This is a genomic window from Ruegeria sp. D7 (assembly GCF_056534355.1).
Window position 1 is genome coordinate 379,875 of sequence record NZ_JBQFPG010000002.1, and the last position, 11,984, is coordinate 391,858.

11 protein-coding genes are annotated in these 11,984 nt (G+C 55.9%); 8 read left to right on the forward strand and 3 right to left on the reverse strand.

Annotated elements, in window-relative coordinates:
- Positions 1-74 precede the first annotated feature (74 nt).
- Both ACRZ9U_RS04760 and ACRZ9U_RS04765 read left to right on the forward strand, forming a co-directional pair.
- Complete coding sequence (locus ACRZ9U_RS04760) at positions 75-1,082, forward strand: glycosyltransferase family 2 protein (RefSeq protein WP_480886379.1); 1,008 nt, start codon at positions 75-77, stop codon at positions 1,080-1,082.
- Positions 1,075-1,686, forward strand: coding sequence for a class I SAM-dependent methyltransferase (locus ACRZ9U_RS04765; RefSeq protein WP_170401226.1), 612 nt, complete (start codon positions 1,075-1,077; stop codon positions 1,684-1,686). Before ACRZ9U_RS04760 ends, ACRZ9U_RS04765 begins: the two co-directional genes overlap by 8 nt.
- Positions 1,687-1,809: 123 nt before the next feature.
- Here ACRZ9U_RS04765 and ACRZ9U_RS04770 read toward each other — a convergent pair whose 3' ends face one another.
- Genes ACRZ9U_RS04770 through ACRZ9U_RS04780 form a run of 3 tightly spaced genes read right to left on the reverse strand, consistent with a single transcriptional unit; the run spans position 1,810 to position 4,812 of the window.
- Positions 1,810-2,808, reverse strand: a complete 999-nt coding sequence (locus ACRZ9U_RS04770) for an ABC transporter substrate-binding protein (protein WP_170401224.1) — start codon at positions 2,806-2,808, stop codon at positions 1,810-1,812.
- Positions 2,787-4,154 carry a sensor histidine kinase gene (locus tag ACRZ9U_RS04775; protein ID WP_170401222.1) on the reverse strand — a complete coding sequence of 456 codons (1,368 nt, stop codon included), beginning with the start codon at positions 4,152-4,154 and terminating at the stop codon, positions 2,787-2,789. The genes ACRZ9U_RS04770 and ACRZ9U_RS04775 overlap by 22 nt, the downstream gene beginning before the upstream one ends.
- Positions 4,144-4,812 (reverse strand): response regulator transcription factor, encoded by a 669-nt coding sequence (locus tag ACRZ9U_RS04780; RefSeq protein ID WP_170401221.1) that lies wholly within the window; start codon positions 4,810-4,812, stop codon positions 4,144-4,146. The genes ACRZ9U_RS04775 and ACRZ9U_RS04780 overlap by 11 nt, the downstream gene beginning before the upstream one ends.
- A gap of 108 nt (positions 4,813-4,920) precedes the next feature.
- Here ACRZ9U_RS04780 and ACRZ9U_RS04785 point away from each other — a divergent pair, with 108 nt between their 5' ends.
- The 6 genes from ACRZ9U_RS04785 (at position 4,921) to ACRZ9U_RS04810 (ending at position 11,830) form a co-directional block, all read left to right on the forward strand.
- Positions 4,921-5,898 (forward strand): tripartite tricarboxylate transporter substrate-binding protein, encoded by a 978-nt coding sequence (locus tag ACRZ9U_RS04785; protein WP_170401219.1) that lies wholly within the window; start codon positions 4,921-4,923, stop codon positions 5,896-5,898.
- A 66-nt stretch (positions 5,899-5,964) separates the two neighbouring features.
- The gene (locus ACRZ9U_RS04790) at positions 5,965-6,447 is read left to right on the forward strand and encodes a tripartite tricarboxylate transporter TctB family protein (protein WP_170401217.1); all 483 of its coding nucleotides are present in this window, start codon (positions 5,965-5,967) and stop codon (positions 6,445-6,447) included.
- Between the two features lies 1 nt (position 6,448).
- Complete coding sequence (locus tag ACRZ9U_RS04795) at positions 6,449-7,960, forward strand: tripartite tricarboxylate transporter permease (protein WP_170391820.1); 1,512 nt, start codon at positions 6,449-6,451, stop codon at positions 7,958-7,960.
- On the forward strand, positions 7,950-9,137 hold the full coding sequence (locus ACRZ9U_RS04800) for a CoA transferase (RefSeq protein WP_170401215.1): 1,188 nt from the start codon (positions 7,950-7,952) through the stop codon (positions 9,135-9,137). Before ACRZ9U_RS04795 ends, ACRZ9U_RS04800 begins: the two co-directional genes overlap by 11 nt.
- Positions 9,134-9,907 carry a citryl-CoA lyase gene (locus ACRZ9U_RS04805; RefSeq protein WP_170401213.1) on the forward strand — a complete coding sequence of 258 codons (774 nt, stop codon included), beginning with the start codon at positions 9,134-9,136 and terminating at the stop codon, positions 9,905-9,907. The genes ACRZ9U_RS04800 and ACRZ9U_RS04805 overlap by 4 nt, the downstream gene beginning before the upstream one ends.
- 921 nt (positions 9,908-10,828) lie before the next feature.
- On the forward strand, positions 10,829-11,830 hold the full coding sequence (locus ACRZ9U_RS04810; protein WP_480901313.1) for a hypothetical protein: 1,002 nt from the start codon (positions 10,829-10,831) through the stop codon (positions 11,828-11,830).
- Positions 11,831-11,984 lie beyond the last annotated feature (154 nt).

The window sequence follows — 11,984 nt, forward strand, 5'->3', positions numbered from 1 at the left end:
GTTGGACAAAATTCTGGGGCTATTCTAAATAGGTCAACAGGAATCCGACACCGGCACAGGCAAGAGAACAACTTATGACCAATGAGACCTTTCTCATCGTAACAACGATGAAAAACGAAGGGCCTTTCATGATCGATTGGGTGGCCTACAACCACGCAATCGGCTTTGATGACATTCTGATTTATACCAATGATTGCGCTGATGGTACCGATGCCATGGGCAAACGGTTGCAAGCGCTTGGCTGGGCTCACCACGAACGAAACAGGCTGGGTCCGCGCGCCGCGCCGCAGGTTCGTGCATTTTCGCTTGCGCGGAATCATCCAAGCTATCTGTCATCGGATTGGATTCTCAGTTTGGATGTGGACGAGTATATCAATATCCGTTTGCCCAATAGTGATATAAGAAGCCTCGTTGAGGCCAGCGGCGTGGCGGACGCGATCTCGATCTGCTGGCGCATGTTCGGAAACGCGGGTCAGAACGATTTCGTTGATCGACCCGTACCTGAGACTTTCTTTCAGGCCGCCACGGAAGACGGCTATCCGCATCACCGGACCAAAGGGTTCAAAACGCTGTTCCGCAACAACGGAAAATTCAGCCGTTTTCGCGCCCACCGTCCCAGGATCAATCCAGAAGATGCACCGAACCCTGACGCGCCATACGAAGGCGTGTTGTGGCGGGATTCGGGCGGGAACCTGTACCCAGCAGACCAAGTGAAATGGAAAGCATGGCGTGGTTTCAGCCATGAATTTGCGCGCATTCATCATTATGCTGTGCGCAGCACTGATAGCTTTTTGGTCAAGCGCGACCGTGGGCGCACCAATCATGTGGGGCAGGATCAAGGGCTCAAATACTGGCTCATGATGAACCACAATGATGTTGAGGATCGCTCAATTCTGGAACACATGCCGGCTATGCACGACATCAAATCTGAGATGATGGCAGATCCGCAATTGGCAGACCTCCATCACCAAGCATGTGAGTGGCACAGGTCGAAAGCCGAAGAATTGAGAGCCAGACCGGACTGGGTTGATCTGGTTGAAGCGTTGCAAAATTCCTCTACCGGAGAAGACGTCTATGGGTGAAGCTGTATCTGCTGAGGATCGCCGCAAGAAGCAAGCTGAGCAGCGCGAGCGGAAGGATTCCCTGCGGCGCGAAGTGCTCAAGACCATGCCGCATGGACGGCTGAGCGTTGAAATTGGCGTTTGGAAGGGCGAGTTTTCGCGGATTCTGCTGGAAGAGCTGCAGCCCTCGAAATTGTGCCTCATCGATCCCTGGCAAGTACAGCAAGACCCGGATGGCGGTGCTTCGCTTGCCGGAGCGCGCACGCAAAAGGATATGGATCGAATTTACGAGGCAGTGACTGGCAAATACAGCACCGAGATTGCCAAGGGGCAAATTTCGATCATTCGCGACTATTCGCGACCAGCGCTGCGTTTGTTTGAAGATCAAAGCATCGGGTTCGCCTATCTGGACGGCGACCATTCCTACGAGGGCGTAAAAACGGATCTGAGTGCTTTGCTGCCCAAGATGATCGAAGGCGGCGTAATCATGCTTGACGATTATCACAGGCGCGGTTGGTGGAAAGATGACGTGATGCGTGCGTTCCACGAATTCCTCGGGGCACATTCTGCGGGGCTGCGGCTCAAGGCCATCATGGGGGCGCAAGTGGCCGTCGAGAAACTTTGAGCCGAGATCATTTTCTGATTATAGATTCGTGCGACGTAATCTGGGCTGGCTGATGTCTTCCAGCGTCAACAGTGTTAAGCAACAAGTTCAGCGATGACGGATAGGGTTGTTGTCTAAGTCCGATCATTTTTGAATAGCGGCACTTTCCCAGGCAGACAGGAACTTTCTGCGCTTCAGCGTATCGAGGAACGTCAACAGCGCAGGGTCCAGCGCTATCGCTGCGCTTTCGGTCGTGGAGTCCTGCGTGTCCAGAAGTGGCAGTGCTGCCATTGATTCCGGATTCAGCGTGGTCAGGTGCCGGACAAAGGTCTCCGCTTCCTCCGGCAAGCGGCTTTTGCCAGTTACCATGGCGGTTCGCATCATCGTCGTCTGAAAATCCGAAGGCAGAATGATCTGAAGGGCATCCTTTCCTTCTGTTCGTACCGCCGCATAACTGCCAAGCACGTTGTAGGCCACCGCGATCGTACCATCCGCCAGGTCGTTAATCATGTCGCCCGAACAACAATACAGCCGCACGTCCAGGCCGCCCAAAACCTCCATCAAGCGCCAATAGGTTTCCGAGGCGCGGGCGTCCTGCGTGGCGAACAAATAGCCCAATCCCGACTGGCGCACGTCATAAGTGCCGACTTTGCCCCGAAAATCATCCGGGCGGGCGCGCAGCGCTTCGATCAGTTCCTGCCGCGTTTGCGGCATTGGTTGTCCTTCGAACGCGGTGCGGTTGACAACGATGGTTGCGGGTTCCGAAGTGAAGGCGAACAGGCTTTGATGCCATTGCGCCCAAGGGGGGTGCGGAAGATCGTTAAGCGCCAGCGCATATCCGTCATTCGCGAGCTTCAGTTGCAGGTCCATCGCGCTGGAAACGACAACGTCGAACGCTTCTGGCGTGGCTCGGACGCGTCGGTCGATATCGGCCGTGCCGGTCACCAGATATTCGACCGATATCGCTGGATTCTGGGCGACGAAATCCTCGATCAGCGGCGCAAACAGGGCGGTATCGGTGCTGGAAATGACCCGCAGTCGGGGGCCGTCGGCACTTTCGTTGAATATTTGTCGGTCTTCCCAATCCTGAGCCCCTGCGCCGCTGGCGAACAGGCACAGGATCAGAGTGACAAGATAACGCATGCGCCGCCCTCCGCTTTGTTTGACAGTACCAGCGTGCCGCCATGGGCGACCGCGACGTCCTGGGCAATGGTTAGCCCGAGGCCCGATCCGATGGTTCCCGCCGCGTTCTGACCACGTTCGAAACGTCTTGTGAGCGTTTCGATTTCATCTGGCGGAAAGCCTGGCCCCTGGTCACTGACCGTGATCCGGGCTGTGGGTGACCCTGCGACATCGATGACTACGGTACTGTCCGCTGGCGCATATTTAAGCGCATTGTCTACCATGTTCCGCACCGCATTTTGGATGAGGATGGGGTCGCCCGAATACATGACCTGCGGTTCGCCGCTCAAAGCAAGCGAAAGGTCTTTCATTTCAGCGATGGGCGTCAAGCGCTGGACAAGCTCACGGATCAGAGTCACCAGATCGATATCCTCGCGCTCCAGATGGTCGGCGCGGAATGTGATCATGGCGTGATCCAGTAGTTGCCCCGCAGCCCGAGAGCTTTCGTCGATGGCGCGCATCATTGATCGTAACGCCTCGCGGTTGTCTTCTCTCTCGACCCGTTGCAGCGTCGCCTCGGCATAAGACCTGACCGTTGCCAGCGGGGTGCGGACCCTATGGGCGGCCTCGGCGATAAAGTCCTCGGATTGGCTGAGAGACTGGTCCAGGCGTCCCATCAGCGAATTCAGCGATGACACCAAAGGCGCCATTTCACGCGGTACTGGTTTTTTGAATGGGCTGAGATCTTGCGGTCCCCGACGGGTGACGGATGTCGTTAATCTGTCGAGCTGGCCGATGGTGGCCGAACTCACCCAGAAGGACAATACAGCCGCAAGCACAAAGAACCCCAATCCCAAAAGGCCGGCATTGCGTGAGATTTGATCCAGCGTCTCCGACAGCGCATCTTGGGTCTGTCCCAAGGCCACTTCGATTTCTGTCTGATTTCCCAGCCCAACCAGTGTGCGGCTGGCACTGACCTGACGAACGTTTTCACCGCGCACCTCACCGAAGCGAAAGGTCCACTTTCCATCAGCGGGTCCTTGAGTTGGGGTCAGGTCTTCGTAGCCGGACAGGAACTCGCCATCCTGAAAGATCGCATAAAACACCCGGTCGTCCGACGGCGTGCTCAGCATTGAAAAGGCAGCATAGGGGATATCGACTTCAAGCTCGCCTCCGCGCAGCGCCGCGGCGTCGAGGATCGAGGTGACTGAGGCACCCAGAATGTTGTCCTGACCTTGCTGGGCAACCTGAACTGCATAGTCGCGGACAGCAAAGAACAGCACAAGGGCCAGAACCGCGGCACCGCCGATTAGCGTTAGCGCAAGACGGTTTCGCAGTGATCCGGAAACGTTTGGATTAGTTGCCATGATCCAGCCTGTAGCCCAAACCGCGCAACGTTGTGATCCTGAGCTCCGATTTTTCCAGATGCTTGCGCAGTCGGCCGACATAGACCTCGATGGCATTGTCCGAAACATTGTCGTCGTAGGAGAACAACCGGTCCGCCAGCTTCTGCTTAGAAAACACCTGACCGGGGGCGTTGATCAGCAGTTCCAACAAGCGCAGTTCGCGGTTGCGAAGCGAGACGATATCGTCGCCGACCGTCAAATGACCTGCAACCGGATCAAAGACGACGCCGCCAATTTCAATCGTCGTTTTGGTCTTGCCGGATTTGCGTCTCAGCACTGCGCGGCAGCGCGCCTCAAGTTCGGCATGGTCGAAGGGTTTGGTGACATAATCGTCCGCCCCAAGATCGAGTGAGCCGATTCGATCCGACACTTGACTGCGGGCGGTCAGAACGATGACAGGTGTGTCCAGATGGCTGGCGCGATGCCGTTTGAGGAAATCCCGCCCGTCCCCGTCGGGAAGCATGATGTCCAGCAGGATCAGGTCATACTCATCGATTTCAACAAAGGCCACAGCATCTTCTATTTTCTCTACGTGATCAACCACATGTCCGTCCAGTCGCATGCGCGAACTTATGGCATTGGCGAGGTCCAGATTGTCTTCGACCAAGAGGAATTTCATCGGGATCCAATAGTAATTTCACCCATGACAGGTTGATGTCAGGTTGATGTGTTTAGGTTTCGAATAATCTGAGCCGCACTGCGGCCGGTTGTCAAACGGGAGGAATTCATGACGACAATCAAACTGGGCCGTCGCGCCCTAATCGCGGCTGTGACCGCTATTGGTCTGGCTGGACCGACTTTCGCTGAAGAGGTCGTAGATAGCATCCACTTTCTGATCCCCGGTGGCGCAGGAGGCGGCTGGGACGGCACGGCCCGTGGCACCGGTGAGGCGCTGACGAATGCGGGTCTCGTGGGAACTGCATCCTACGAAAACATGTCGGGCGGCGGCGGTGGTAAAGCCATCGGATATCTGATCGAAAACGCCGACAGCAACCACGGCACGCTTATGGTCAACTCGACCCCGATCGTGATCCGCTCTCTGACCGGAGTGTTCCCGCACAATTTCCGCGACCTGACACTGGTCTCGGGCACGATTGGCGATTACGCCGCGATTGTTGTGGGCAAAGACAGCCCCATCAATTCAATGGCGGACCTGCTAGCCGCGTATGACGCCGATCCAAGTACAACGGCCATTGGCGGCGGTTCTGTGCCGGGTGGGATGGACCATCTGGTCGCGGCCATGGTTATGGAAGCGGCAGGCAAGGACGCTTTGGGCGTGAAATACATCCCCTATGATGCAGGTGGCAAAGCGATGGCCGCGCTCCTGTCCGGTGAGATCGCCGCGCTATCGACCGGTTTCTCGGAGGCTGTCGATCTGGCGAATGCGGGTGAGGTGAAGATCATTGGCGTCACCGCAGAAGAGCGAGTGGATGCAGCCCCTGATGCGCAGACCATGAAAGAGCAGGGCATCGACACAACTTTCGTGAACTGGCGTGGGTTCTTTGCTGCTCCTGGTCTGCCCGACGACAAGCTGGTCGCTTATCAAGAAGCCATCGCCAAGATGTATGACACACCTGAGTGGGAAGAGGTCCGCGCCCGTAACGGTTGGGTGAACATCCACAACTCGGGTGCTGATTTCCAATCGTTCCTGGAACAGCAGGAAAAGCAGATCGGCGATCTGATGAAAAAGTTGGGTTTCCTGTAAGGATACCTCGGGCAGAGCGGGCAACCGCTCTGCCTCAACCAACAATAAATCAAAGGAGGGGGAAACATGGCGCTGGATCGCTGGATCGCGCTCGTTTTGCTGGGCATATGCCTGACATATGGCTACACCGCCTGGTTCACGATGGATGGCAGTCTGCCCCCCTTCATGCAGCGCAACCCCATTTGGCCGAGCACCTTTCCCAAGGTGCTGTCGATTTTGGGGATAATTGCCACAACGATTATTTTGCTGGGATTTGAAAAGGCTGAGCCCAAAGAGGCTGATATCGATTATAGGAGGCTGGGCGAATATCATCTGGGCCAGGCGTTGCTGTTGTTGGCTTTGATGGTTGCCTATGCGCTGTGCCTGCGTCCGGTTGGATTTCTGATCTCGACATCCGGGTTCCTGATCCTCGGTTCTTTCATTCTGGGCGAACGCAAATGGCACGTCATGCTGCCGGTTGCCGTAATCGCTACAGGTTCAGTCTGGTACCTCGTGCAAGAGGTTCTTGGCATCTACATGCGACCCTTGCCGGGCGTTTTCGGAGGCTGACATGCTTGAAGGATTGTTGATCGGCCTACAAACGGCATTCTCCATCCAAAACTTGTTGATGGTCATAGCGGGCTGTCTGATTGGTACATTCATCGGCATGCTGCCCGGTCTTGGGCCGATGTCGATCATCGCCATTATGATTCCGGTCGCCATTTCGATGGGCGATCCGTCCGCCGCATTGATCCTGCTTGCCGGTGTCTATTACGGCGCGATCTTTGGTGGCTCGACATCTTCCATTCTTCTGAACGCGCCGGGGGTCGCGGGAACCGTGGCCTCAAGCTTCGACGGCTATCCGATGGCTCGTCAGGGCAAAGCCGGGAAGGCGCTCACAGTTGCCGCTATCGCCAGTTTCGCCGGGGGCACGATAGGCGCGCTGCTGCTGATGGTCTTTGCGCCTGCATTATCCTCGGTCGCACTGCTGTTCCACTCGGCTGAGTACTTTGCCTTGATGGTAGTGGGTCTGTCCGCCATCGCCGCTTTTGCGGGAACCGGGCAGGTGGCCAAGGCAATTGTCATGACCATTCTCGGGCTGATCATGGCCACCGTCGGCGAGGGCGCGCTGTTCAACTTGCCGCGTTTCACGATGGGGATCATGGATCTGCAGTCCGGCTTTGGTTTCATCACGCTTGCAATGGCGATGTTTGCCCTGCCCGAAGCGCTGTTTCTGGTTCTCAAACCCAAGGACCTGCAAGGCGACGAAGGCGAAATCAAGGACCTGCGCATCACAGGATCCGAGGCAAAGGCCATCGCTCCGGTGGTTGGTCGCCAATCTGTGCAGGGTTTCTTTATCGGTGTGCTTCCGGGGGCAGGGGCAACGATTGCCAGTTTCCTTGGCTATGCGGTTGAACGCAATATTGCCCCGAAAGAAGAGCAGGAGGAGTTCGGCAAAGGCTCGATCAAAGGTCTGGCAGCACCCGAGACAGCTAACAATGCTGCCTGTACCGGTTCCTTTGTTCCGTTGCTGACGCTCGGCATTCCAGGTTCCGGAACTACGGCCATTTTGTTGGGCGCCCTGATCGCGCTGAATGTGACACCGGGTCCGCGCCTGATGATCGACGAGCCACAGGTATTCTGGGCTGTCATCATGTCGATGTTCATTGGCAATCTGGTGCTGCTGATCCTGAACCTGCCGTTGATCCCCTATATCGCCAAGGTGCTTGCAGTACCGCGCAACTATCTGATCCCGTTCATTTTGTTCTTCACCCTCATGGGGGCCTATATCGGGCAGAACAATGCCACGGAACTGCTGATATTGGTCGGCTTCGGCGTCTGCGCCACAGCACTGAAATTTGCCGATTACCCTCTGGCACCGCTGCTGATCGGTTTCATCCTTGGCGGCATGATGGAGGATAACTTCGCCCGTTCCATGCAGCTGTATGACGGCATCGCCTTTATCTGGGAACGTCCGATGACGCTGGGCCTGTTGGTGATTGCCCTCCTTCTGGTGCTGTTGCCCAGTTACCGCGCACGTCGCGCCAAGGCGCGAGCGGCAGGCGTGGCCGATGGCGACTGAGCCACTTTCAGGCATCCGGGTTCTTGACCTGACTAATGTCCTGGCCGGGCCGTATTGTTGCTACCAACTGGCCCTGATGGGGGCCGAAGTGATCAAGGTCGAACGCCCCGGCAGCGGAGATCTGGCCCGTGTGCTGGGGGCGGATCCTGATCGGAACAAGGCCGGCATGGGCATCAGCTTTCTGGCGCAGAATGCAGACAAGAAATCCGTGACTTTGGATATGAAGGCTGATCGGGGAAAGGCTCTGCTCAAGCGGCTGGTCAAGACTGCCGATGTGCTGGTCGAGAACTTCCGGCCCGGCGTGATGGACCGGCTTGGGCTGGGGTATCAGGTTCTGCGCGCCGAGAACCCCAGACTGATTTATTGTGCCATCAGCGGGTTTGGTCAGGATGGACCACGCCGGGATGACCCGGCCTATGACCAGATCGTGCAGGGGATCAGCGGTGTCATGTCAATCACAGGTGCGTCGGATACCGCGCCTTACCGGGTCGGCTATCCTCTGGCAGATACCGTCGGCGGGATGACGGCGGCCTTTGCCATAAGCGCGGCCTTGAATGCCAACCCGCGCGGGGCATTCCTTGATGTCGCAATGAACGAGGCGGTGGTTTCGACCATGGGGTGGGTGGTGTCCAACTATCTGGTCGGTGGCGTGACTCCTGCGCCGCATGGGAACGAAAACACAACCTCGGCCCCGTCCGGAACTTTTGCCACATCCGACAACCCTATTAATATCGCCGCCAATCGCGACGAACAATGGCATGCGCTCGCCCAACATCTGGGCCGCGCCGACCTTTTGACGCATCCGGACTACCTAACCCGCGAGGATCGCAAGACCAACCGGCATGAATTGCGTCAAGAGCTGGAACGCACGCTTTCTACCCGTCCATCCAGTGATTGGGTCCAAGAGTTGAATGCGTTGGGTGTACCGGCCGGGCCGGTTATGACGGTGCCGCAGGCTTTGTCCGACGATCAACTCTCAGGTCGCGGGCTGATTGGAACTCTGTCGGCGCACGGAGAGAGGTTACGCCTTGCGGGCAGCCCAGTGGTCATTGATGGCGCACGCCGCATGCCACGATCCGCGCCACCGGATCTTGGGGCCGACAACCTCTCGATTTGGGCCGAGCTTGGACTGTCGGACGCAGAGATCGAAACGTTGCGACATGAGAGGGTGATATGAGCGATGTTGCCGATTGGTGGCGCACCGCCATCATCGATATGGAGCCCGGGCGCATTGAACTGCGTGGCCAGCCGATTCAAGACCTGATCGGCAATCTGGGTTTCGCTGAAATGATCTGGTTTATGGTGCGGGGTGACAGACCGACACCTGCGCAGGCTCGATTGTTCGAGGCCGCTTTGGTCGCCGCCGTGGATCACGGCCCGCAAGCCCCTTCGATCGCGGCTGCGCGAATGGCGGTGACCTGCGGGCTGTCTCTTAACAACGCGATGGCGAGTGCTGTTAATATGCTGGGTGACATCCATGGTGGTGCCGGCGAGCAGGCGATGGAGCTTTATCACTTTGTAGACGCCCATGCCGAAGGCCCAGAACAGGCATTGGACGACTGGATCGCCGAGCGCGGGAAGATACTGCCGGGTTTCGGGCATCGGTTCCATACACCGACGGACCCGCGCGCACCCCGGCTGATGGCCCTGGTTGCCGATGCAGTCGAACAGGACGCCTGCGAGGGTCGGTTCATGAAAGTCGGGCAAGCCGTGGAAACCGACCTGATGCGCCGGAAAGGCAAGCCGGTGCCGATGAATATCGATGGTGTCACGGCAGTGATCTATGCAGAGCTAGGCTTTGCCCCTCCATTGGCACGGGGTTTGTTTTGCCTTTCGCGGTCGGTCGGTATTCTGGCCCATGCCTGGGAGCAGACCCAGCAAGGCGGACGTAACAAAGGTCCTACGCCGCCCCACTATCGCTGGACATATCTACGCAATGGAAGTTGAGTTATGCCGCCTGTCGTTCCTCATGGCTTCGGATGCCTTTTATCCAGATTCTGAAACACAGCGACATAGTTTGTCGCCAGCGCCTTCGCTTTTCAGCCAACACCGTCTAGAACTGCGTAGTACAGGAGCTGGATAATTTGGGAGAAGTGACGTCGCAGCTGACACAGGTAGGACTGGCGTAGCGTGTTGTCGTTTTCCAGGAAAATGCGCACAAGGCGGACAACGTAATCGCCCTAAGTCAATGATCTAGAGTGAATTGGAGGCGAGTACCGGACTCGCTACCATTTTTCTAAGCCATTGAACACCAACAGTTATCGGGGGTGAGTTTGGCTTTTGTGTCTCACTTTGTGTTACACACGCTGGAGCTTGGCGCGGGTATTGTCAATGCCCAAAAAGCGATGGCAATGGATGCTAACCTCCAGTGCCAAAGTCTGATGGGCTAGATACTTTGTAAAGGCTCGGCTAAGGAGCCCTTTAACAACCAAAACGGCCAAAAGTGAGGGGTATGGGGGAAGTGGGTTCACCAAAGAATATAGATAGGTACGCACAAAAATATGCCGGATTTTTGTAATGAACCAAGACCGGAACCAAGAGTTTCTGGGGCACATTAGGCAAGCTATAGAAGAGGCTAACATACCCGATCAAAGTGCCGCACAGTCTTGGGCTTTCGAGCCGTATCTACAAATTCACAACGAGCATGCGCAGGCTAGGCTAGACGCCACGCTAGATAGACTTTGCGCACAGTGGCAATCAAGCTACGCGCGCAAACGCAATCCAAAAGAACAGCAAAAGTTCAGTGACTGCGCAAGGACTGTGCTTGTTAATTTGTTGCGGGCCCACGTGAAGAAGCGTGGCATGTCCGTAGGCATAGGGCGGCAGAAGCAGCGCCTTGATCGTGAGACCAGGTATAGACCGGCATACATGACTACCCATCGCTTCCGCATGGTACTTGATTGGCTGTTGAGAACAGACCTCATATGCATCACCGCGGATGGATACCAAAACGGGGACAATGCACAGTACACCCGTTTCGCAATGACGCCAACGTCGATACGGGCGCTGTACACCGAACATTTGACCATGAAGGCCTTCAAGACTGCAGAGCCAGATGAGGTGCTGATACTAAGGGATTGCGAAAAGCAACCCATTAAGTACCACGACAGTAGACATACCCGTGCCATGAGGGCAGCACTGCTCTTGATCAACGAGGTGAATGGGCAGGCTGACATAACCTCAACAAGGCCATTGGGGTACGAAGACGTAAGCAAGGATTACGCAGACCTAGCGTTTTCAGAGAATACAAAGTACCTGCGCCGGATCTTTAACAACGGCAAGTTTGAACAGGGTGGTAGATTCTATGGAGGATGGTGGCAGTACGTGCGCAAGCATGTGAGGCGTACTGTGAGGATCAATGGTGAGGAAACTGTAGAGGTCGACTACAGAGGCTTTAATCCTGCAGTATTATTGGCAAAGGCAAATGCCACTATACCCGCGGACCCATACTCAGCAATAAAGGGTGTTGTTGCCAGTGACATACTTCGTGATCATGCCAAGTCCACATTGGCTGCTCTACTTAATGCCCCGACCAAACACATCGCTGAGCCTAGAGGATTTGATGAAGGCAAGCATGGAATGACCGCTATCGAATTCCGGCAAGCCGTTTTGGATGCTTTCCCAATGGTCGGAGAATTGATTGGGCAAAATGCGGGCTTAAAGCTGCAACGCGAAGAAAGTGATCTAGCAGAGAGTGTCATGTTGCACTTTGTCCAACAAGGGCATTCGATATTGCCTATTCATGATGCTTTTATCGTGCAGGCACATCTACTAGACGAGCTCGTTTCTGTCATGAAAGAAAAGTTTTACAACAAGTATGATCAACTTCCAGAAGTGACAGTAAAAGCTTCGGTGATAAAATCGGAATGAGTGCAGCTTCCCTTTCCAACTGATACTCAACCATTACCGGGGCGAATAAGAAACCTTTGTGCAGCTCGCGCAAATTGTCGTGTTTGCAATCGCTATCTCATTTCCCGGGCAGTTTGCCTGTATGGAGAAGCCTGTCACAAGAAGCCCGTACAGC